Here is a 21,446-nt window from a genome sequence, read left to right as displayed (position 1 = left end):
AACAATGCCGTTGCCGTCGAAGCCGAGTTGTCACGACTATCCCTGGGCTAGCCTTCCTGGGCTAGGCTTTTTTCCGGGCGGCCGCGGCCGAGGCAAATCGCTCGCGGAGCTCCTTGCCCTTGCCGGCCAGCGTCCTCTGGCGGGCGCGGCCGAAGGCCAGCGCGTCTTCGGGCACGCTTTCGGTGATGACGCTGCCCGAGGCGATGTAGCCGCCCTTGCCGACGGTGACCGGCGCCACCAGCGAGGAGTTCGAACCGATGAAGGCCCCTTCGCCGATATCGGTGAAGAACTTCGAATAGCCGTCATAATTGCAGGTGATGGTGCCGGCGCCGATATTGGCCCCGGCGCCGATGCGGGCATCGCCGATATAGGTCAGGTGATTGACCTTGGCGCCCTCCTCGATAACAGCCTGTTTGACCTCGCAGAAATTGCCGACCTTGGCCTTTTGCTTCAGGTCGGCGCCGGGCCGCAGCCGGGCGAACGGACCGACATCGCAATTCGAGGCGATGGTGGCACCTTCGATATGGCTGAAGGCATGGATCTTCGCGCCCTCGGCGATCTTCACTCCCGGCCCGAACCAGACATTGGGTTCGACGATCGTATCGGCGCCGATTTCGGTGTCATGCGAGAAGAACACGGTTTCCGGAGCGATCAATGTGACGCCCGACAGCATCGCCTCGCGCCGCCGGCGCGTCTGCCAGATGCCTTCGGCCCTGGCGAGTTCAGCACGGTTGTTGATGCCGAGTGCGTTTTCGAAGCTGGCTTCCGTGGCACTGACATCGAGGCCTTGCCCGATGGCGATCTCGACAACGTCGGTAAGATAATACTCGCCCTTGGCGTTCTTATGGCCGACTTGGTCGAGCAGCTTCAGCGCGTGCTTGCCGGCGATCGCCATCAACCCGCTATTGCAGAAGGTGATTTTCTTCTCTTCGTCCGTACAGTCCTTTTCCTCGCGGATGGCTGCGAGCTTGCCGGCCTTTTCGATCAAGCGGCCATAGCCTGATGGATTTGACGTACGGAAGCCGACCACGACCACGGCAGCACCCTTGGCCAGGTTTAGCCGCGCGGCGATCAGCGCCTCCGGATCGATCAGCGACGTGTCACCGAACATCACGAGAATATCGTCGTAACCCCTTGATATCGCATCGCGAGCGGCCAGCACGGCATGCGCGGTACCGAGACGTTTCTCCTGCACGAAGCTCTCCGCCTTCGGCGCGAATTTCTGCGCCGCCTTGCGCATTTCCTCCGCCCCGTGGCCGATCACCAGCGCCTGATCGCCCGCCCCGGCAGCCTCGGCCGCCTTCACGACATGGGCAACCATCGGCAGGCCAGCGATTTTATGCAAGACCTTCGGCAACGCACTCTTCATACGCGTCCCTTCACCGGCGGCAAGGATGACGGACAGGCAGGATCTCTGGCTCATGGAAGGACAACCGTATGAAAGGGATCAGGAATTGGGACTATCTAGCATTGGCGCCATGCTGCGCCAATGCGGTTAAATTCCGGTGAGACGGTAGAGCAACTGACTTTTAATCAGTAGGTCTAAAGGCCAATCCAACGCGCTGGCAAGGACCTGCTGGGCGACCTAGCCCAACTGCCCCAGCACCGGGAAATTCTCCAGCAGCCAATAAGATGCAGCCTGGACGCCGCCGGTGAGGAAAAACACGCCCGCGACGACCAGCAGCGCGCCGATGGCCTTTTCGACGCGGCCGAGATGGACGCGGAACTTGCCGAGGAAGCGCATGAAGGCGCCGGAAAACAGCGCTGCGATCAGGAACGGGATGCCGAGGCCGAGCGAATAGGCGGCGAGCAGAGCCGCGCCCTCGCCCACCGTCTCGCGGCCGCCGGCCAGCGTCAGGATCGGCCCCAGCACCGGGCCGATACAAGGCGTCCAGCCGAAGGCGAAGGCCAGTCCCATGACATAGGCGGCGATCATGCTGGCCGGTTTTCCCTGTGACTGGAAGCGCGCCTCGCGCGACAAAAGCGGGATGCGCAATATGCCGAGGAAATTCAATCCCATCAGGATGATGAGCACGCCGGCGGCCATCGCCAGCGGTTCCTGCCAGACACGCAGCCAATAGCCGATGGTCGAGGCGCCCGCGCCAAGCGAGACGAAGACGGTGGAAAAGCCGAGCACGAAGGCGATCGAGGAGAAAAGCAGCGCGCCTCGCGTGCCTTCGCGCGCCGTGAGGCCGGTCTCGCCACGGAAATCGTCGACCGAGACGCCGGCCATATAGCAGAGATAGGGCGGCACCAGCGGCAATACGCAAGGCGACAGGAACGAGATCGCTCCCGCGCCGATCGCGCTGACATAGCCGATGTCCAGTGCCACTTCAGTCTCCCTGTGTTTGCGCCGCCTGTATTTCCGCCGCTTGTGTTTGCGCTGCCATATAGCCGCGACCGCGTCGGTCCGCCAGTCACCATCGCGTGGCAAGTCGTCGCCGTGCCCTGAAGACCTGGCCAACAGAATTGCGGGAAGAATGCACCGGCATGTTGCGTTGACTGGCGAGAGGCGCGCGATTCCCCACGCGCTTCTGTGAACCACCCGAGGAGATTCCCATGAGAACGATCGCAGTCGGGCTGGCGGTGCTTTTGCTCGCCACCGCCGCGTCCCATGCCGCCGAAGCCTGGAAGGAAGCCGACGTCGGCGGCGCCAAGATCTATACCGACGCCAACGGCATGACGCTTTACACCTACGACAAGGACGAGAAGGGCAAGTCGAACTGCTACGACAAATGCGCCACCAATTGGCCACCGCTCAAGGCGGAAGCCGACGCCAAGGCCGAGGGCGAATGGACAGTCGTCGAGCGCACCGACGGCAGCAAGATGTGGGCCTATGACGGCAAGCCGGTCTATACGTTCATCAAGGACGAAAAGGCCGGCGATGTGGCCGGCGACGGCGTCGGCGGCGTCTGGCACGTCGTCAAGGCCGACTAGAGGCCTCAATGCGGCTTCCCGCCCGCCGGCGGGACATGCCGGTCGCCGGGCATCACCATGCAGCCGGCGGCCGGCTTCTGTTTGTGGACCGTGTCGCCCGTTCCCCGGCGCGGCATTCCGGCCGGTTCTCCCTCGACTCGCTGGAAATTCCGGGCCGTTTCGGCGACCGGGGCGGCGCCATCGCCACCAGCCGGAATTCTGTGATTTCCATCATACACTCTAAGAGTGTATTACCGCGGGCATCCCCGCATTTTGAGCGCTTGCCCTTGACCGGATGCAAAAGCGCGGCCATGTGAGCGACAAATTATGCGAGATTTCGTCGCGCGCAGCGGAATTCTTCTGCCGCATCACAACTGATATGAGACCTCATGGACGTCGTCGTCGTCGAATCGCCGGCCAAGGCGAAGACAATCAACAAGTACCTCGGCAAGAACTACAAGGTTCTGGCCTCGTTCGGCCATGTCCGCGATCTTCCGGCCAAGGATGGCTCGGTGCGCCCGGATGAGGACTTCGCCATGTCCTGGGCCGTCGACACCGCCTCGGGCAAGCGCCTGGCCGACATCGCCAAGGCGGTCAAGGACGCCGACGGCCTGATTCTGGCCACCGACCCGGACCGCGAGGGCGAGGCCATCTCCTGGCATGTTCTGGAGGTGCTGAAGCAAAAACGCGCGCTCAAGGACAAGACGGTCAGCCGTGTCGTCTTCAACGCCATCACCAAATCGTCGGTGCTGGAGGCGATGGCCAATCCGCGCCAGATCGACGCGCCGCTGGTCGATGCCTATCTGGCCCGCCGCGCGCTCGACTATCTCGTCGGCTTCACCCTGTCGCCCGTTCTGTGGCGCAAGCTGCCGGGCGCCCGCTCGGCCGGGCGCGTCCAGTCCGTGGCGCTGCGTCTGGTCAGCGATCGCGAATCGGAGATCGAGCGCTTCATCCGCGAGGAATACTGGCAGATATCAGCCATTCTCGGCACGCCGCGCAAGGAAAGCTTTGAGGCGCGGCTGACCGCCTTCGAGCGCAAGAAACTGCAAAAGCTCGACATTTCGAGCAAGGCGCAGGCCGACGACATCAAGGCGATGCTCGAGGGCGCTGTTTTCAAGGCGCTATCGGTCGAAGCCAAGCCGACCAAGCGCAATCCGGGCCCGCCCTTCACCACCTCGACGCTGCAGCAGGCCGCCTCCTCGCGCCTCGGCTTTTCGGCCACCCGCACAATGCAGGTGGCACAACGGCTCTATGAAGGCATGGACATCGGCGGCGAGACTGCAGGCCTGATCACCTATATGCGAACCGACGGCGTGCAGATGGCGCCGGAGGCGATTGACGCCGCACGCGATGCGATCGCCAAGGAATTCGGCCCCAAATACCTGCCCGAAAAGCCGCGTCTTTACACGACCAAGGCCAAGAACGCCCAGGAAGCGCACGAAGCCATCCGCCCGACCGATTTCATGCGCACGCCGGCTTCGGTCCGGCAATATCTCGATGCCGACCAGGCGCGGCTCTACGAGATGATCTGGAAACGCGCCATCGCCAGCCAGATGCAACCGGCCGAGATCGAGCGCACCACGGTCGAAATCGAGGCGGTCAACGGCGCCCGCACCGCCGAACTCCGTGCCGTCGGCTCCGTCGTTCGCTTCGACGGCTTCATTGCCGCCTATACCGAGCAGAAGGACGAGGATTCCGAAGACGAGGAAAACCGCCGCCTGCCCGAGATCCGCGCCGGCGAACAACTCGACCGCGAGGCGATCAACGCTACCCAGCACACGACCGAGCCGCCGCCGCGCTATTCCGAGGCGTCGCTGATCAAGAAGCTGGAAGAGCTCGGCATCGGCCGTCCCTCGACCTATACGGCGATCCTGAAGACGCTCGAGGATCGCGACTACGTCACCATTGACAAGCGCAGGCTGGTGCCGCAGGCCAAGGGCCGGCTGCTGTCGGCCTTCCTCGAAAGCTTCTTCGAGCGCTATGTCGAGTATGACTTCACAGCGTCGCTCGAGGAAAAGCTCGACGAGATTTCCGACGGCAAGCTCGCCTGGAAGGACGTGCTGCGCGATTTCTGGAAGGATTTTTCCGGCGCTGTCGCCGACATCAAGGAGCTGCGCGTCACCGACGTCCTCGATGCCTTGAACGAGGAACTGGCGCCGCTGGTGTTTCCCGCGCGGGAGGATGGCTCCAACCCCCGCATCTGCCCGAAATGCGGCACCGGCAACCTCTCACTGAAGCTCGGCAAGTTCGGCGCGTTCGTTGGCTGCTCGAACTATCCCGAATGCTCGTTTACCCGTCAGCTTGGCGATGCCGCCAATCCCAATGGCGAGAATGGCAATGGCGAGGACGGCACCAAGGTGCTCGGCAAGGATCCGTATACGGCCGAGGAAATCACGCTGCGCAGCGGCCGTTTCGGCCCTTATATCCAGCGCGGCGACGGCAAGGAAGCCAAGCGCTCCAGCCTACCCAAGGGTTGGACGGTCGATTCGATCGATCACGAAAAGGCGCTTGCCCTGCTAGCGCTGCCGCGCGACGTCGGCAAGCATCCGGAATCCGGCAAGATGATCTCCGCTGGTCTGGGGCGCTACGGCCCCTTCGTGCTGCATGACGGCACCTATGCCAATCTCGAAGGCATCGAGGAGGTGTTCTCGATCGGTCTGAACCGCGCTGTGTCGGTGATCGCCGAGAAGCAGTTGAAAGGCCCGGGCGGCCGTAACGGTGGCACTCCCGCCGCCTTGAAAGACCTTGGCGACCATCCTGACGGCGGCGGCAAGATCGTTGTGCGCGACGGCAAATACGGGCCCTACGTGAACTTCGGCAAGGTCAATGCCACGTTGCCGAAGGGCAAGGATCCGCAGTCGGTGACCATCGAGGATGCGCTGGCGCTGATTGCCGAGAAGGAAGCCAAGGGCGGCGGCAAGAAGCCATTCCGCCGCGCGGCCGCATCGGCTGGCAAGCCAGCAGCGGCCAAGAAGACGGCCGCCAAGAAACCGGCCGCCAGGAAAAAAGGATAGGACGGCGTGGCGCGCGGGATCTCTGGACGAAGCCACGGCGACCCGCGCACCGCCGACACACGGGCCAAGGTCAAGGACGACTACCGGCCGTCGCGCGATGAGATCCTGCGCTACATCGCCGAAAATCCGGATCGTTCAGGTAAACGCGACATCGCCAAGGCCTTTGCGCTGCGCGGCGAGGACCGCATCTGGCTGAAGGACATGCTTCGCGACCTGCAGGACGAGGGCCTGCTGACCAGGGAGCGCAAGCGGCTCGCCCGCGTCGGCGCCCTGCCCCATGTCGCCGTACTCGACATCTTTGGCCGCGACGGCGACGGCGCGCTGTTGGCGCGTCCGACCGAAGCCGTGGGTAGCGGCGAGCCTCCCGTCGTTGCCATCCGCTTGTCGCGCGGCGGTCCGGCCCCAGGCATCGGCGACCGTATATTGGCCAAGACCTTCCCGAGCGACGATGCGAGTGCCGTACCGGGTGGCCCTGCCTATACCGGGCGGGTGATGAAGATCTTCGAAAAGCGCACCGAGGCCGTTCTCGGCGTCTTTCGCGTGCTGAAGGACGGTACTTTCCGCATCGAGCCGGTGGAACGGCGCCAGCCCGAACTGGTCGTCGACAAGGAATTCCAGAACGGCGCCAAGAATGGCGACCTGGTCGAAGTCGAGCCGGCGCGAGCCTCCCGCTATGGCCTGCCCCGCGCCAAGGTGCTGACGGTGCTGGGTTCGCTGACCAGTGAGAAGGCGGTCTCGATGATCGCCATCCATGCGCACGACATTCCGCACATCTTTCCGGCCGATGTCATCGCCGAGGCCGAAGCGGTGAAGCCGGCAACGCTCGCCGGGCGCGAAGACTGGCGCGACCTGCCGCTGGTCACCATCGATCCGGCCGACGCCAAGGACCATGACGACGCGGTGTTCGCCATATCGGACCCCGACGAGAAGAACCCCGGCGGCGTGGTCGCCACCGTGGCGATTGCCGATGTCGCCGCCTATATCCGCTATGGCACGGCGCTCGACCGCGAGGCGCTCAGGCGCGGCAATTCGGTCTATTTCCCGGATCGAGTCGTGCCGATGCTGCCCGAGCGCATCTCTAACGATCTGTGTTCGCTGCGCGAAGGCCAGGACCGCCCGGCACTGGCCGTGCGCATGACTTTTTCCGCCGATGGCCACAAGCTCAGGCATTCCTTCCACCGCGTCATGATGAAATCGGTGGCCAAGCTCGCCTATCCGCAGGCGCAGGCCGCGATCGACGGCGCGCCGGACGACAAGACCGGCCCGATCCTCGACACCGTGCTGAAGCCGCTATGGGATGCCTACGCCATTCTCAAGCGTGGCCGCGATACACGCCAACCGCTGGAACTTGACCTGCCGGAGCGCAAGATCCTGCTGAAGGAGGACGGCACTGTCGACCGCGTCGTCGTGCCGGAGCGGCTCGACGCCCACAGGCTGATCGAAGAATTCATGATCCAGGCCAATGTCGCGGCCGCCGAAACGCTGGAGGCGAAGCGGCAGGCGCTGGTCTACCGCATCCACGACGCGCCCTCGCTCGCCAAACAGGAATCGCTGCGCGAGTTCCTGCAGACTCTCGGTCTGTCGCTGGCGCGCGGCGCGCAGATGCGGCCAGCCCAGTTCAACGGCATTCTGGAGCGCGTCAGCGGCGCCGACAATGAAGGGCTGGTCAACGAAGTGGTGCTGCGCTCGCAAAGCCAGGCCGAATACTCGCCCAAGAATATCGGCCATTTCGGCCTCAACCTGAAACGCTATGCGCATTTCACCTCGCCGATCCGCCGCTATGCCGACCTGATCGTGCATCGCGGGCTGGTTGCCGCGCTCGGCTTCGGTCAGGGCGGGCTGACGCAGAATGAGGCAGAACGGCTGGAAGAGGTTTCGGTGCTGATTTCCGGTACCGAGCGCCGCGCCATGGCTGCCGAGCGCGACACGGTCGACCGGCTGATCGCCGCCTACCTCGCCGAGCGCGTCGGCGACCGTTTCGACGCGCGCATCTCAGGCGTCACCAAATCGGGACTATTTGTCCAATTGCCGCAGTTTGGCGCGGATGGTTTCATCCCGGTGTCAAGTCTGGACGGCGATTACTATATATACGATGAAACTGCCCGATCGCTTTTCGGAGAACGTACCGGCAAGGGCTATCAGCTTGCCGACCGCGTCGAGGTTCGCCTGATCGAGGTGGCGCCCATGGCAGGCGCGATGCGTTTCGAGATGCTGACCGACCCAAAGCCGCTGCCCGGCTCCAAAAGGTCGTTTCACAAGGCCAAGGGCCGCGCCCGGGCGTCGCAATCGCGTCCAGGTCCGCGCGGCAGGAGACGATAATGGCAAATGAACTGGGAATGGAACCGCAGGTTTTCGGCGGCGAACATCACTCGGGCCGGGCCGCCCGGCCGCTGTGGACGGCGATGAAGCGGGGCCTGCTCGGCCGCTGCCCGCATTGCGGCGAGGGCAAGCTGTTTCGCGCCTTCACCAAGACCGTCGACAAATGCGACGTCTGTGGCGAAGAGCTGCATCACCACCGCGCTGACGACCTGCCCGCCTATCTGGTGATCGTCATCGTTGGCCACATCGTGCTCGGCGCCTTCATGGGTGTCGAGGCGACCTCTACCCTCTCCACCTGGCAACATATCGCCATCTGGGTGCCGCTGACCATTCTTCTGGCGGTCGCGCTGCTGCAGCCGGTCAAGGGCGCTGTCATCGGCCTGCAATGGGCGCTCTATATGCACGGCTTCGGTGGCGAAGAGGACAGGATCGAATCTCATCCCGAGGCTTGAAACAAAGACTGGCGCAATCGGCGATGGCTGAACGCCACTTTCGCATGGCAGTAGATTCCGCTAGGTCGTGCGCATGGATGGTATGACCAAGGCGCACATCGACAAGGTTGAGCGGAGTGCGGCTGTACTTGGCACAAGGCCAATTCGTCCGCGTGATGCCGCGACGCTGATCCTGCTCGACCGCAAAGGCGACGATCTCGTGGTGCTGATGGGCCGGCGTCACGCCCGTCACGCCTTCATGCCGGGGAAGTTCGTCTTTCCTGGTGGCCGTACCGATCCGGCCGACAGCCATATTCCCGTCGCCACCGCCCTTCACCCCAAGGACGAAGCTGGCCTCATTGCCGGCCTCGGCCGCACGAGCTCGGCTCGCGCCCGCGCCATCGCGCTTTCGGCGATCCGCGAGACCTATGAGGAGGCTGGCCTGCTTATCGGCCAGAAAGGCGCCTTGGTGACGACGAGGCGCGACTGGCAGGGCTTTGTCGAGCACGGCGTTAGACCGTCGCTGGACGCACTGCGCTTCATTGCACGCGCCATCACGCCGCCGAACCGGGTGCGCCGCTTCGACACGCGCTTTTTCAGCGCCTGGCGCAGCGATGTCGCCGTGGAGCTGCCTGATGGCGGCCCGACCAACGAGCTGGAGGAACTGGTCTGGCTGCCGCTTGCCAAAGCCAGGGAGGCCGATGTTCCAGACATCACGCGGACGGTGCTGGAGGAACTGGAGCGTCGGCTCGCCGATGACCCGCTCCTGCTTCCTGGCGGTTCCGTGCCGTTCTACCGGTCTGTCCGCAATCGCTTTGTCCGCGAAATTCTGTAGCATAGAGCATCCACATCCCATGACGGTCGATACCCAGCAAAAGGGCGAGGAACGCGTACACTGGTTGCCGATGGTCGCGGCGATCTCGTCGATCAGCGTCGTCGGCATCGCCATCGGCCTCGGCATGCCGCTGCTCAGCGTGATCCTGGAATCGCGTGGCCATTCGGCGTCGATGATCGGCCTCAACACCGCGGTCGCCGGCCTGGCCTCGATCGCCGGCGCGCCGCTTGCCACCCCGCTTGCCATGCGGTTCGGCGTCGCCTGGACCATGATTGCCATGATTGCCGCCGGTGCGCTGGCTTTCATCGGCTTTCATTTCGCGCCGGATTTCTGGATGTGGTTTCCGTTGCGCATCGTGCTGCATATCGCCTTGACGGTGCTGTTCATCCTCTCGGAATTCTGGATCAGCACATCGGCGCCGCCGCACCGGCGTGGTCTTGTGCTCGGCATTTACGCCACCGTCCTGTCGCTCGGCTTTGCCGCCGGACCATGGCTGTTCGCCCATCTCGGCAGCTCCGGTTTCAGGCCCTTCGGCGTCATCATCGGCCTGGTGACGCTGGCCGCCATACCGGTACTCGCCGCACGCAACGAGAGCCCGACGATCGTCTCCGACGGCGAAACCAGCAATTTCCTGCGCTACATCTGGCTGGTGCCGACGGCGACTGCGGCCGTGCTGGTGTTCGGCGCCGTCGAAACCGGCGGCTTTGCGCTGTTCCCGATCTACGGCAGCCGCATCGGCTATTCCGAAGCCGATGCCGCGCTTCTCCTGACCATGATCGGTCTCGGCAATGTGTTGCTGCAGATTCCCATCGGCATGATCAGCGACCGCGTCAGCGACCGGCGCTATCTGCTGCTCTGCTGCGCCACCGTCGGGCTCGCCGGCACCATCTTCATGCCGTTCTTCGCTCAGAACTGGCATCTGATGGCCGCACTTCTGTTCGTCTGGGGCGGCGTGGTCGCGGCCATGTACACAATCGGCCTTGCCCATCTCGGCTCGCAGCTTTCCGGCCACGAACTGGCGTCAGCCAATGCCGCCTTCGTGCTCTGCTACGGCGTCGGCATGGTGCTTGGTCCGCAAGCGATCGGCATCGGCATGGATGCGTTCGGCCCGTCCGGCTTCGGCTGGTCGCTCGGCCTGTTCTTCGCCGCCTATATCGCTCTGGTCGCCTTCAGGCTCATCCGGAAGATCCTGTAGCGCGACCCCGTCGCCAATCCCTTCTTCGCGGCATCCTGCGACAGGCTGCTGACATCACCGTGTCAGTAGCACCCCTGCTATATCAACGCTCCAAACCACCCTCAGCAGGGAGACATCAGATGATCGACAGTGGTTTTGAAACGAAATCGGTGCGGATGGAATTGCTGCTGCTTGTCAGCTTTCAGGCGCCTGCCGCCGACGTCGAGCGCCTCATGGAAGCGGTGACCGCGATCACCCCGCTCGGCATGGGCAATTATGACAGCAACGCCTTCCAGTCGGCGGGCGGCATCGAGCGCTACCGGCCACTCGAAGGTGCGGCCGCCGGCGCCGAGACGGTCTTGCGGGAGCGGCCGGGCACCGTCGAAGTATCGTTCGAACTGCCCGACGACCAGCGGCTGGCCGAGCGCGTCGTCGAGGCGATCTATCAGGCGCACTCCTATCAGGAACCGGGTGATCCGCATCCAGCCATTGCTCGCCAGCCGGTCCAAGGGCCTCGACGACCGTTCCAACCCGAACCGCTGGTGGAACACGACAGGAGACTGGAAGAAAGCAGCGGTTTCGATCAGGGAAGACGCCTGAACCGCATAACATATGCGCTTCGGATGTGGCTGAGACCCGGACACAGGCTTGACTTTCCGGGCATGTTCTTTACATGTCGCGCCAAGTTTCCCGCGTCCGGGGCGTTTCCCCGTGCTTCAGCGGCCAACCCCACGAACATTAATGGACTGATATCATGGCAAAAGCCGCAAACATCAAGATCAAGCTTCTGTCGACCGCCGACACCGGTTTCTTCTACGTGACCAGCAAGAACAGCCGCACCAAGACGGACAAGCTGTCGTTCCGCAAATACGATCCGGTCGCCAAGAAGCACGTCGAGTTCAAGGAAACCAAGATCAAGTAATCGGGTTTTCTTCCGCACACCGAAGCGCCGCCTCATGGGCGGCGTTTTCGTTTGTGGGCCGGGAAAATTGCGCCACAGCCTATCCGATGCGGTTTCCGCTTGCTGGATCGAAGAGGTGCAGTGCCGCAGGCCCGGCGGACAGCCGCACCCTGTCGCCCGGCCTGACAGTGCTGCGCCCCATGACGAAGACGCAGACCTGCTGGCCGGCCATCTGGACATAGAACTGGGTCGACAGACCGAGCGGCTCGACCACCTCGACCTCGGCCTCGAGCGCTCCGCCTTCGGCTAGCTGGATATGCTCCGGCCGCAGCCCGACGGTGATTGCGTCACCGTCCTGCAACGGCAGGCCATCCGGCAATCTGAGCTTCTGACCGTCGGCCAGCATCGCGTCGGCCTTGCCGCCCTTGGCAACCGTCGCCGGCAGGAAATTCATCCCGGGTGAACCGATGAAGCCGGCGACGAAGATGTTGGACGGCCGGTCGTAGAGTTCCAAGGGATGGCCGACCTGCTGCACGAAGCCGTCATGCATGACGACGATGCGGTCGGCCATGGTCATCGCCTCGATCTGGTCGTGGGTGACATAGACCGAGGTTGTCTTGAGCTGCTGGTGCAGCGCCTTGATCTCGGCGCGCATATGGACGCGCAATTTGGCGTCGAGGTTCGACAGCGGCTCGTCGAAGAGAAAGACCTTGGGATCACGCACGATGGCGCGGCCCATGGCGACACGCTGGCGCTGGCCGCCCGACAGCTGGCGCGGCAGGCGTTGCAGGAAGCTGTCGAGACCGAGGCGCTTGGCGGCCGCACCGACCCTGGTGTCGATCGTCGTCTTCTCAGCCTTCTTCAGGAGCAGGCTGAAGCCCATGTTCGACGAAACGTCCATGTGCGGGTAGAGCGCGTAGGACTGGAACACCATGGCGATGTCGCGGTCCTTCGGCGCGACATCGTTGACCAGCCGCTCGCCAATGCGGATCTCGCCGCCGGAGACATCTTCCAGCCCGGCGATCATCCGCAAAAGGGTCGACTTGCCGCAACCGGACGGGCCGACCAGCACGACGAACTCGCCATCGGCGATCTCGAGGTCGACGCCGTGCAGGATGCGCAGCGAACCATAGTCCTTCTCGACATGTTGCAGCGTGACGGAAGCCATCGATTATCCTTTGACCGCGCCGGCGGTAAGACCGGTGACGAGATAGCGTTGCAGGAAGGCAAAGAAGACGCAGACCGGGATCAGCGCCAGGATAGAGGCCGCCATCATCTGCCCCCAGTCGACGGCAAACTTGCCGATGAAGGTGAGCAGGCCGACGGCGAAGGTCTTTTGAGCGTCGCTGGAGATCAGCATCAGCGCGAACAAAAGCTCGCTCCAGGCAGCGGTGAAGACGAAGCCCAGCGTCGCGCCCATACCGGGTAGCGTCAGCGGCACGATCACCTTGCGCATCGCCTGCGCGCGCGTGCAGCCGTCGATCATCGCCGCCTCCTCAAGGTCCCTTGGGATGCCGTCGAAGAAGGACTGCATCAGGAAGGTGGCGAAAGCGGTGTTGAAGGCGGTGTAGATGATGATCAGCCCGACCAGGCTGTTGGTCAGGCCGAGATCTCCCATGATGCGGTAGATCGGCGGAATGACCATGACCAGAGGAAAGGTCTGGGTGAGCAGAAGCAGGATCGCCAGCGTCGCCTTGCCGCGGAAGGTGAAGCGCGACATGGCATAGCCGGCGAGCGTGGCAATGATTGTGACAAAGGCTGCCGTCGACACCGAGACGATGACGCTGTTCAGGAAATAGCGTGGGAAATCCGAGGCTTCGAGCACGGTGGCGAAATTCTGGAACGTCGTCCGCGACGGCCACAAGGTGATTCCCTCAGAATAGAGCAGCCGCTCCGGCGTCACCGAGATTTTCAGCGTCCAGAAGATCGGGAACAGCGCAAAGATCATGTAGGCGGCGATGGCGCTATAGAGGCCGATGCCGCCGACGATGCGCGAGGAAGTGGAGCGTCCGGCGATCATCAGACGTGCCTCACCAGCGTGCGGCGGATGGCGATCAGCGCCACCGCATAGGCAATAAGCAGGACCAGCAGCAGCACTGCCACGGCAGAAGCGTACCCCTTGTCCAACGACTTGAAGGCGCTGACATAGATGTAGACCGGCACCGTGCTGGTCGAGCCGGCCGGTCCGCCTTCGGTCATGACGAAGATCAGGTCTGCGAACGTGGCGATCCAGATCGTGCGCAGCATGACGGTGATGACGATGGTGGGCGCCAGGAAGGGGAGCGTCACCTTGGTGAAGCGCTGCCACGGCGAGGCGCCGTCGATGGCCGCCGCCTCATGCAATTCAGACGGAATCGACTTCAGCGCCGCCAGCAGCGTGATGGCGAAGAATGGAATGCCGAACCAGATGTTGGCGACGATCGGCCCCCACATGGCGGTGGCCGGATCGGACAGGATATTGGTCGGCTCGGCCTTGAGGCCCAGTGCATAGAGCCAGTGCGGCAGCGGTCCGATGATCGGGTTGAACAGCCAGGCCCAGGTGAGGCCTGACAGGAACGACGGCACCGCCCAGGGCAGGAACACCACTGCCTGCACGATCTTGCGGCCGATGAACGGCTTGTCGAGAAGCAGTGCCAGGCCAAGGCCGAGGAAGAACTGGAAGAACAGGCTGGCGACCGTCCACCACAACGTATTGACCAGCGCCTGACCCAGCACCTGGTCGGAGAGCATAGTCTCGTACTGGCCGAGGCCGACATATTCCGACTTGAAGGCGGAGAATTTGCGGAAGGAATAGCTGATGCCGATTATCAGCGGCACCAGCAGCACCACGACCAGAAGCACGATCGCCGGGCTGAGATAAAGCCAGGGTTCGATCGCGGCATGGGATAGCCGCTTCTTTCGCGGCCTGCCGGCGGATCGTATTTCGGACACGGCGTAAGTCATGCGGTGCTCGCGGTGGAGGGTGGGCGCCGGCGTCGGCGACAGCGTCCTTCTCCCCATTCACGGGGAGAAGATGGCGGTCCACCCTCCGCAGCTGCAGCGGAGGACGGCCAGATGAGGGGCGGCGCGAACTTGCCAAAGTATGGCGCCGCCCCTCATCGGGTCCTTCGGACCACCTTCTCCCCGTGAACGGGAGAAGGAAAAAGGCGACCTACTTCTTATTCTTGGCCATCCAGTCCTGCTGTTCCTTGGTCAGGAACGCGGCCCATTGATCGGCGACCTCCTTGGCCGTCTTCTGGCCGAGCAGCACTTCCTGGAAGTTCTTGATCGCCACCTGGTCGACGAAATTGCCGAGGTTCTCCAGATGCGTCGGCGGCGTGACCATTTCATATTTGGAGCCGTCGCTCAGCTCCGTGAACCAGCCCTTGAACTGCTCGGTCTTGAAATGGGCATCCTGGTCGGCGCCGTTGTGGATCGGGACGACACCGACTTCCTTGGCCCATTCCAGATTGTTCTTCGGCGACAAAAGCGTCGCCATCAGCTTCCAGGCATCGTCCTTGTGCTGGGAATTGGCGAACATCGCCCAGCCGGCATAACCCAGCGTCGGATAGGACTTGCCGCTCGGCCCGACCGGCAATGGCGCCACGGCGAAATCGTCGGCGCTCATCTTGTCGGCGATGCCGAGCAGCGCGTCCGGATCCTGGTTCAGCATGGCGCAAGTGCCGGAATAGAAGCCGGTGACGGTTTCGTTGAAGCCCCAGCTCACTGCATCCTTCGGCGCCAGGCCGTTCTTGTACATGTCGGCCAGCATCTGCAGGCCCTTGACCGAGCCCTCGTCATTGATGGTCGAGGTGCCGTCTTCGTTGAAGTAGCCGCCCTTGCCGGCGGCGATGTTCATGAACATGTGCATGCCATTGAAGGCGCCGGGGCCACCGCGCAGGCAATAGCCATATTTGCCCGGAAGCGCCGAAATCTTCTTGGAATCCTCGACGAATTCATCGAGCGTCGCCGGAGGACCGTCGAGGCCGGCCTCCTTGAACAATTTCTTGTTCCAGAACAGCGCGTTCACATAATAGCCGTAAGGGATCATGAACTGGGTGTTGTTGACGGTGGAGCCGAACTGCTTGGCGCGGTCGCCCAGCGTCTTGGCGTCGTCCCACTTGGCCATGTACGGCCCGAGATCCTCGAGCTGCGCATTGGTGGCGTAAAGGCCCATCCAGCGTTCCGGCATCTCGACGATGTCCGGCGTGTCACCGGCCTGCACCATGGTCAGGAACTTCTCGAACGCCTGCCCCCAGGGCAGCGAGACCAGCTCGACCTTGACGCCCGGATTGGCCGCCTCGAACTCGGCGATCTGCTTCTTCAAGAATTCGGTGCGCGGCGGGCTGGTGATGACCTCGACCATCTTGAGGGTGGTGTCGGCCAGGGCGCCGCTTGCGGAAATCGCCAGTCCGGTGACGGCGGCAAGCATGAATGTCAGTCTTTTCATGTTCGGTACTCCCATTTTGAACGGCTCCGTTTATTTTTTTGCTCTGTCGAAGGCCTGGACGATGTCGGCCCAGAGGTCCTCGACGCTTTCCAATCCGACGTTGAAGCGGATGGTTCGGGGGCTGACGCCGAAGCGCGCCATCGAATTCAGGCCCGGTGTCTGCTCGAGCGAGGCTTTGGCCGGCACGACCAGGCTCTCATGACCGCCCCAGCTGACACCGATGCGGAAGAACTTCAGCGCATCGACAAAAGCCGGGATATCGACATCCTCCGTCACCTCGAAGGAGAACAGCCCGGCATAACCGGCAAGCGTCGCCTTGCCCGGGTGGTTGGAATAGGCAGGGTGGTTGACGCGCTCGACCTGCCCATGCGCCTTCAGCCGCTCGGCCAGCGTCAGTCCGCTCTTCATGTGATGCGGCAGCCTGAGCGGCAGCGTGCGCAGACCGCGCAGCAAGAGCCACGCCTCGAAAGGCGAAAGCTTGCCGCCGAGCGAAGAATAGGTCTGTTCGTTGATGCGGCCGATATGCGCCGCGGAACCCGCCACCACGCCGGCGACGGTGTCGCTGTGGCCGCCAAGATATTTCGAGGCCGAATGCAGGACGAGGTCGACGCCGTGCAGGATCGGCTTCTGGAACACGGGTGTCGCCCAGGAATTGTCGATGGTGGTGACGATGCCCTGCTCCCTGGCCAGCCGCGCCAGATGCGCGATATCCTGCAGCTCGAACATCATCGAGGTCGGGCTTTCCAGATAGAGCAGCCTGGCGCCGGGAAGAGCCGCCGCGACAGCATCCGGATCGGAACCGTCGACATAGTCGACCTTGATGTTGAGGCGCGGGAACAGCCGTTCGAACAGCCGATAGGCGTCGCCATAGCAGTTGCGCACGGCAACGATGCGCTCGCCGGCGCCGACGAAGGCGAGCACGGTGGCGCTGATCGCCGCCATGCCGCTGGAAAAACCGCGCGCGGCTTCGGCGCCTTCAAGGGCCGCGACGCGCGCCTCGAATTCCATGACCGTCGGATTGTCGCCGCGCGAATAGATCGGCTGCTTCCTTCGGCCGGCGAACGTGTCGGCCATCTCGGCATAGTTGGCGAAAGTGAACAGCGAGGTCTGGTAGATCGGCGGCACTACCGCGCCGCCGGGGAATGGTTCGTCATGCGCCAGAAGCGTTGCCGCCTCGGCGAGGTAGTCCCGGTCGACTATACCCGGGTCGAAACTGGTGGGGTGCTCGTTCATTTCAGGTCCGAAAGTTTGAGATTGGCCGCGCCGCGCTTCAGATCGTCCTCGACGGTGGCGATCAGCTTCAGCGCCTCGGCCCGGGCGCCGTCCGGGTCGTGCGCGGCAATGCGTTCGTAGATGGTGCGATGGTAGGGAAAGCTGGCATGGCCGAAGTTACGTACGCCGAGCGGGTGCTCCCAGAAGCGGTGGAAGAGTTCGTGCATGGCGGCGATGATCTGCTCGAACAGCGGGTTGCCGGAGGCGCGGTAGACGGCCTGGTGGAATTCCCAGTCTTCCTCCGCCGACATGCCGGCGCGGCTATGAAAAGCCTCTTCCATGATGTCGAGCTTGCGTTCGATCTCGGCGATCTCGGCCTTGCCGGCGCGGATGGCGCAAAGGGCTGCGGCCTCGGCCTCCAGTGCGCGGCGGATTTCGAGCGTGCGCATCAGGCCGGTGAAATCATTGCCGCCGGCGAGTGTCAGCGGCATGTGCAACATGTCGGGTGAAACAGCCGCTTTGAGATAGGTGCCGCTCCCCTGCCGCCGCTCGACGAGACCGAGCCCCTCCCAGCGCGTCAGCGCCTCGCGCACGGTGTTGCGGCTGACCTTGAGGCGCTCGGCGAGAATCCGTTCGGTCGGCAGTCTCTGACCTGGACACAGCGCTTCCTGCATGACGAAGCCGGCGAGCGCCTTCAGCACGGCATCGTCGCGAGCAGTCGTCTGTATCGGCGGAAGGCTGAACTCGGTCACGTCAAGGATTGCCCGAAGTGGTCCAATGGTCCAACCAATTTCTGCATGGAAGGACAGCCATGTCAATCGGCGTCAGACGACGCCGAGGCCTACGTCAAATCCGGAGCAACGCCGGGATTCACGCCAGAGCGGCTTATTCTCAAAGCTGGCTTTTGCCATGCTCACGACAAAAAACCCATGGTGTTCCGGGGTTTGGCACAGAATCCTGATGTCATTAGGAAAGGGGGCCGGTCGGCGTTTGGCAGCGGTACGAGGAGGCCACTATGTGCCAGCGCCGGCCGGCCGACCCCACGGACCCAGGAGATGCGGCGGACCTGAGAATCATGGGGTATTCTTCGGATCGATCCGGCGAACTACCCTCGCGCCGGCTCCTTCATTGGCCTGCACATTTGCGCAACACCTCAGGAAAATCAACCATTTCTTAACCAAGCAACGGGAATGCTTGCGTTAAGGTAAATGCGTAACCCTGCCGCACCGACTGGATAATCGAACGTCGGCGCTATGCTGCCTTGGCGACGACGCGGTTGCGGCCGCCGCTCTTGGCTTCGTAGAGCGCCAGATCGGCGCGCTTCATCAATCCCGCCACTGTGTCCACGCCCTTCAGCACCGACGATACGCCGACGCTGACGGTGACCTCGATCGTCTCGCCCTCAGAACCGACGGCAAACGGCATCTGCGCGATTTCGGCGCGAATCCGCTCCGCAACCCTTTCGGCGACCACGCCATCCGTATCCGGCATCACCACCACGAACTCCTCGCCGCCGAAACGGCAGGCGAGATCGATGCCGCGCACATTCTTGCGCAGCCGCCGCGCGAATTCGCGCAGCACGTCGTCGCCGCCGTCATGGCCGTGCGCGTCGTTGATGGCCTTGAAGCGATCGAGATCGGTGATCATCACCGACAACGGCCGCCGCCGCGCCACGGCGCGGTCGAACAGCGTCTGCAGATGGCTGTCGAGGTAACGGCGGTTGTGCAGCCCGGTCAACCCGTCGGTCACCGCCATCTCGATGGTCTGGGTGACGCTGGCGCGGAGCTGGTCGTTGTAGCGCTTGCGGCGGATCTGCGTGCGCAGCCGCGCGGTCAGTTCCTGCTGGTCTATCGGCCGCATCAGATAGTCGTTAATGCCGAGTTCGAGGCCGCGCACGAGGCGTCCCTCCTCACCCTGCTCCGCCAGAAGGATGATCGGCAGGAAGCGGGTGCGATCGAGCGAGCGCAATTGCGAACACAGTCTCAGCGGATCGAAATCGGAGAAGGCCGTCGAGATCATCACACATTCGTAAGGCGTCTCGGCGGCCTGGAAGAAGCCGGCATGCGGATCGGTGGCAATGTCGAGATCGGCGCTGGCGCGCAGCATTCTCTGAATGCGCTCGAAGGAAGATTGACGCTCATCGATCAAGAGAACCTTCGGCATCGTGTCTTCGGTGGCGAAATTGCGGCTCAGAAGCTCCTCGATGCCGATGTTGCGGGTGGTCGAGGCGCGCAGGCGCAATTCGTCGGTCAGCGTCTTCAGCCTGACCAGGCTCTTGACGCGCGTCATCAGTTGCAGATCGTTGACCGGCTTGGTCAGAAAATCGTCGGCGCCGGCGTCGAGCCCGCGCACCCGGTCCGAAACCTGGTCGAGCGCGGTAATCATGACGATCGGGATATGCGATGTCGCCGGATCGCTCTTCAGCCGCCGGCAGACCTCGAACCCGTCCATGTCGGGCATCATCACGTCGAGCAGCACGACATCGACCTTGCCGTTTTCGCAGGTTTCGATCGCGTCCGGCCCATTGGTGGCGGTCAGCACCTCGAAATATTCGGCGAGCAGCCGGACCTCGAGCAGCCTCACATTGGCAGGGATGTCGTCGACGACGAGGATCCGTGCAGTCATCTCATAAGGCTCCGGCTCGGCTGAAAGGGCGCATCAGGCATCGCCCAGGTAGGATTTGATGGTTTCTATGAAACGCGGCACCGAAATCGGCTTCGAAATATAAGCCTCGCAGCCGCCCTGACGAATACGCTCCTCGTCGCCCTTCATCGCGAAGGCGGTGACCGCTATGACCGGGATGACATGGAGGTCGTCGTCCTCCTTCAGCCATTTGGTCACTTCCAGCCCCGACACTTCTGGCAGCTGAATGTCCATCAGGATCAGGTCCGGCCGGTGCTTTCGCGCCAGGTCCAGCGCCTCCAGACCGTTGCGCGTGCGCACCGTTTCGTAGCCGCTCGCTTCAATGAGGTCCCGAAAGAGCTTCATATTGAGCTCATTGTCCTCGACGATCATGACCTTCTTTGGCATCAGTTTCCCGTTCCGGCTCGGCCTTCCGCTCGAAGGCTGCCGTCATGCGCCCCTGCCGGCACGCACCAAACCCTGCGTCACAATACGGCAATAAGATTGACGAAACGCAAACCGGCAGCCGCAAAAGCCGTTCGGATTCCACTTCGAACACCACATTGAAGAGCTTGCCGCAGGCGACACTTGCGATTACTGCGAAAAGAGACTCATTCCACCCTAGAGAAGGTAGCGATGGCAAACGCAGCGTCAATGCGTGAGGAGGCCGAAACCATAGCCGTGAAGGCATTGGGCTTCGTCGCCGCGGACCCGGAGCTTCTGCCGCGCTTCCTAGCAATAACCGGCATCGGGGCGCATTCGATCCGCCAGGCAGCAGGCGAGCCGGGATTCCTGGCTGGCGTGTTGCAATTCATTCTCGCCCACGAGCCGACGCTGATGCGATTTGCCGAGGAAACCGGCACGCCACCGGCCGCCGTCGGCAAGGCGCTGCGGGCTTTGCCGCTGGGCGACGATAATCACGAGCATTCCATATGAGCGACGATCCCGAAACCGCGCGGCAGATCGAGGAACTTGCCGCCGATGACCGGCCGCTGCTGGTGCTCGATGTCGACGACGTCGTGCTCGAATTCATCCGGCCTTTTCCGCATTTTCTCAAATCACGCGGCTTCGGCCTGACGCTCGCTTCGTTCCGCCTCACCGGCAACATCGCCGAAACGGCGAGCGGCCGTCTGATCGAACAGCCCGAGGTGACGACACTTCTGGGCGAGTTCTTCGACGCGCAGGCCGATTGGCAAAGCATCACCGACGGTGCCGAGGATGCTCTTGCAGCGCTTGGCGATAGCGCCGAGATCGTCCTGCTGACCGCCATGCCGCACAAGCACCGCGCGGTGCGCCGCGCCCATCTTGACGCGCTTGGGCTGCCCTATCCGCTTCTGACCACCGAGATGGCCAAAGGACCGGCGGTGGCCAAATTGCGCGGCAAGAAGGATCGACCGGTCGCCTTCGTCGATGACCAGCCGTCCAACCTTGTGTCGGTGCGGAGCTCGGTCGCCGACGCGCATCTCTTCCATCTGATGGCCGACAATTCGCTGCGCGCCTTCCTGCCGCCGGTGCCGGATGGCATCACAGTCGTCGAGGACTGGCACGACGCCACGCCGAAGATCGCAATGGCGCTTGGATTTTGATCAAGCG

At 63.1% G+C, this 21,446-nt stretch carries 19 protein-coding genes and 1 pseudogene; 10 read left to right on the top strand and 10 right to left on the bottom strand.

The genetic code is table 11. From position 1 onward, the window contains the following. Positions 1-61: 61 nt before the first annotated feature. Both glmU and AC0L2H_RS12845 read right to left on the bottom strand, forming a co-directional pair. Positions 62-1,423, bottom strand: coding sequence for a bifunctional UDP-N-acetylglucosamine diphosphorylase/glucosamine-1-phosphate N-acetyltransferase GlmU (gene glmU, locus AC0L2H_RS12850; protein ID WP_473590569.1), 1,362 nt, complete (start codon positions 1,421-1,423; stop codon positions 62-64). A 162-nt stretch (positions 1,424-1,585) separates the two neighbouring features. Next, positions 1,586-2,332 (bottom strand): cytochrome c biogenesis CcdA family protein, encoded by a 747-nt coding sequence (locus tag AC0L2H_RS12845; protein WP_473590568.1) that lies wholly within the window; start codon positions 2,330-2,332, stop codon positions 1,586-1,588. Between the two features lie 227 nt (positions 2,333-2,559). Here AC0L2H_RS12845 and AC0L2H_RS12840 point away from each other — a divergent pair, with 227 nt between their 5' ends. From AC0L2H_RS12840 to rpmG, 8 genes and pseudogenes are all read left to right on the top strand, one after another. Continuing rightward, positions 2,560-2,937 carry a COG4315 family predicted lipoprotein gene (locus AC0L2H_RS12840; RefSeq protein ID WP_473590567.1) on the top strand — a complete coding sequence of 126 codons (378 nt, stop codon included), beginning with the start codon at positions 2,560-2,562 and terminating at the stop codon, positions 2,935-2,937. A gap of 368 nt (positions 2,938-3,305) precedes the next feature. Beyond that, positions 3,306-5,930: a type I DNA topoisomerase gene (gene topA / locus AC0L2H_RS12835; protein ID WP_473590566.1), complete on the top strand. Its 2,625-nt coding sequence runs from the start codon at positions 3,306-3,308 to the stop codon at positions 5,928-5,930. 6 nt (positions 5,931-5,936) lie between these two features. Then, positions 5,937-8,249, top strand: coding sequence for a ribonuclease R (gene rnr, locus AC0L2H_RS12830; protein WP_473590565.1), 2,313 nt, complete (start codon positions 5,937-5,939; stop codon positions 8,247-8,249). Continuing rightward, positions 8,249-8,701: a DUF983 domain-containing protein gene (locus tag AC0L2H_RS12825; protein WP_473590564.1), complete on the top strand. Its 453-nt coding sequence runs from the start codon at positions 8,249-8,251 to the stop codon at positions 8,699-8,701. The genes rnr and AC0L2H_RS12825 overlap by 1 nt, the downstream gene beginning before the upstream one ends. 73 nt (positions 8,702-8,774) lie before the next feature. Then, positions 8,775-9,515 carry an NUDIX hydrolase gene (locus tag AC0L2H_RS12820; protein WP_473590563.1) on the top strand — a complete coding sequence of 247 codons (741 nt, stop codon included), beginning with the start codon at positions 8,775-8,777 and terminating at the stop codon, positions 9,513-9,515. A 19-nt stretch (positions 9,516-9,534) separates the two neighbouring features. Beyond that, positions 9,535-10,710 carry an MFS transporter gene (locus AC0L2H_RS12815; RefSeq protein ID WP_473590562.1) on the top strand — a complete coding sequence of 392 codons (1,176 nt, stop codon included), beginning with the start codon at positions 9,535-9,537 and terminating at the stop codon, positions 10,708-10,710. A gap of 119 nt (positions 10,711-10,829) precedes the next feature. Further along, a pseudogene (locus AC0L2H_RS12810) lies at positions 10,830-11,289 on the top strand (YqfO family protein). Between the two features lie 154 nt (positions 11,290-11,443). After that, a complete protein-coding gene (gene rpmG, locus AC0L2H_RS12805; protein ID WP_006201775.1) occupies positions 11,444-11,611 on the top strand; it encodes a 50S ribosomal protein L33 in 168 nt (55 codons plus the stop codon). Between the two features lie 79 nt (positions 11,612-11,690). Here the strand turns inward: rpmG and AC0L2H_RS12800 are convergent, their stop codons facing one another. The 8 genes from AC0L2H_RS12800 to AC0L2H_RS12765 form a co-directional block, all read right to left on the bottom strand. Continuing rightward, on the bottom strand, positions 11,691-12,758 hold the full coding sequence (locus AC0L2H_RS12800; RefSeq protein WP_473590561.1) for an ABC transporter ATP-binding protein: 1,068 nt from the start codon (positions 12,756-12,758) through the stop codon (positions 11,691-11,693). Positions 12,759-12,761: 3 nt separating this feature from the next. Beyond that, complete coding sequence (locus tag AC0L2H_RS12795; RefSeq protein WP_473590560.1) at positions 12,762-13,610, bottom strand: carbohydrate ABC transporter permease; 849 nt, start codon at positions 13,608-13,610, stop codon at positions 12,762-12,764. Further along, a complete protein-coding gene (locus AC0L2H_RS12790) occupies positions 13,610-14,533 on the bottom strand; it encodes a carbohydrate ABC transporter permease (RefSeq protein ID WP_473590559.1) in 924 nt (307 codons plus the stop codon). The genes AC0L2H_RS12795 and AC0L2H_RS12790 overlap by 1 nt, the downstream gene beginning before the upstream one ends. Before the next feature lie 208 nt (positions 14,534-14,741). Continuing rightward, the gene (locus AC0L2H_RS12785) at positions 14,742-16,019 is read right to left on the bottom strand and encodes an ABC transporter substrate-binding protein (protein ID WP_473590558.1); all 1,278 of its coding nucleotides are present in this window, start codon (positions 16,017-16,019) and stop codon (positions 14,742-14,744) included. A 30-nt stretch (positions 16,020-16,049) separates the two neighbouring features. Further along, positions 16,050-17,252, bottom strand: coding sequence for a PLP-dependent transferase (locus tag AC0L2H_RS12780; protein WP_473590557.1), 1,203 nt, complete (start codon positions 17,250-17,252; stop codon positions 16,050-16,052). Further along, a complete protein-coding gene (locus AC0L2H_RS12775) occupies positions 17,249-17,983 on the bottom strand; it encodes a FadR/GntR family transcriptional regulator (RefSeq protein ID WP_473590556.1) in 735 nt (244 codons plus the stop codon). The genes AC0L2H_RS12780 and AC0L2H_RS12775 overlap by 4 nt, the downstream gene beginning before the upstream one ends. Positions 17,984-18,482: 499 nt before the next feature. Beyond that, positions 18,483-19,856 carry a PleD family two-component system response regulator gene (locus AC0L2H_RS12770; RefSeq protein WP_473590555.1) on the bottom strand — a complete coding sequence of 458 codons (1,374 nt, stop codon included), beginning with the start codon at positions 19,854-19,856 and terminating at the stop codon, positions 18,483-18,485. A 33-nt stretch (positions 19,857-19,889) separates the two neighbouring features. Beyond that, positions 19,890-20,261: a response regulator gene (locus AC0L2H_RS12765; protein WP_010909712.1), complete on the bottom strand. Its 372-nt coding sequence runs from the start codon at positions 20,259-20,261 to the stop codon at positions 19,890-19,892. A gap of 228 nt (positions 20,262-20,489) precedes the next feature. Between AC0L2H_RS12765 and AC0L2H_RS12760 the strand changes: the two genes are divergently transcribed. Both AC0L2H_RS12760 and AC0L2H_RS12755 read left to right on the top strand, forming a co-directional pair. Next, entirely contained in the window at positions 20,490-20,789 is a 300-nt protein-coding gene (locus AC0L2H_RS12760) for a DUF3572 domain-containing protein (RefSeq protein ID WP_473590554.1), read from the top strand. Next, positions 20,786-21,439, top strand: coding sequence for a hypothetical protein (locus tag AC0L2H_RS12755; RefSeq protein WP_473590553.1), 654 nt, complete (start codon positions 20,786-20,788; stop codon positions 21,437-21,439). Before AC0L2H_RS12760 ends, AC0L2H_RS12755 begins: the two co-directional genes overlap by 4 nt. Positions 21,440-21,446 lie beyond the last annotated feature (7 nt).

This window comes from Mesorhizobium sp. WSM4871, from assembly GCF_055811295.1.
Note: the sequence above shows the minus strand (reverse complement) of the source record. Positions and strands in the feature narration are given on the sequence as shown.

Bases quoted from the DNA above. Each gene is read 5' to 3' on its own strand.
- topA (WP_473590566.1), top strand. From the start codon at position 3,306: ATGGACGTCGTCGTCGTCGAATCGCCGGCCAAGGCGAAGACAATCAAC.
- AC0L2H_RS12765 (WP_010909712.1), bottom strand. From the start codon at position 20,261: ATGCCAAAGAAGGTCATGATCGTCGAGGACAATGAGCTCAATATGAAG.
- AC0L2H_RS12770 (WP_473590555.1), bottom strand. From the start codon at position 19,856: ATGACTGCACGGATCCTCGTCGTCGACGACATCCCTGCCAATGTGAGG.
- AC0L2H_RS12780 (WP_473590557.1), bottom strand. From the start codon at position 17,252: ATGAACGAGCACCCCACCAGTTTCGACCCGGGTATAGTCGACCGGGAC.
- AC0L2H_RS12760 (WP_473590554.1), top strand. From the start codon at position 20,490: ATGGCAAACGCAGCGTCAATGCGTGAGGAGGCCGAAACCATAGCCGTG.
- rpmG (WP_006201775.1), top strand. From the start codon at position 11,444: ATGGCAAAAGCCGCAAACATCAAGATCAAGCTTCTGTCGACCGCCGAC.
- AC0L2H_RS12800 (WP_473590561.1), bottom strand. From the start codon at position 12,758: ATGGCTTCCGTCACGCTGCAACATGTCGAGAAGGACTATGGTTCGCTG.
- AC0L2H_RS12755 (WP_473590553.1), top strand. From the start codon at position 20,786: ATGAGCGACGATCCCGAAACCGCGCGGCAGATCGAGGAACTTGCCGCC.
- AC0L2H_RS12795 (WP_473590560.1), bottom strand. From the start codon at position 13,610: ATGATCGCCGGACGCTCCACTTCCTCGCGCATCGTCGGCGGCATCGGC.
- glmU (WP_473590569.1), bottom strand. From the start codon at position 1,423: ATGAGCCAGAGATCCTGCCTGTCCGTCATCCTTGCCGCCGGTGAAGGG.
- AC0L2H_RS12820 (WP_473590563.1), top strand. From the start codon at position 8,775: ATGGATGGTATGACCAAGGCGCACATCGACAAGGTTGAGCGGAGTGCG.
- AC0L2H_RS12790 (WP_473590559.1), bottom strand. From the start codon at position 14,533: ATGACTTACGCCGTGTCCGAAATACGATCCGCCGGCAGGCCGCGAAAG.
- AC0L2H_RS12785 (WP_473590558.1), bottom strand. From the start codon at position 16,019: ATGAAAAGACTGACATTCATGCTTGCCGCCGTCACCGGACTGGCGATT.
- AC0L2H_RS12825 (WP_473590564.1), top strand. From the start codon at position 8,249: ATGGCAAATGAACTGGGAATGGAACCGCAGGTTTTCGGCGGCGAACAT.
- AC0L2H_RS12815 (WP_473590562.1), top strand. From the start codon at position 9,535: ATGACGGTCGATACCCAGCAAAAGGGCGAGGAACGCGTACACTGGTTG.
- AC0L2H_RS12840 (WP_473590567.1), top strand. From the start codon at position 2,560: ATGAGAACGATCGCAGTCGGGCTGGCGGTGCTTTTGCTCGCCACCGCC.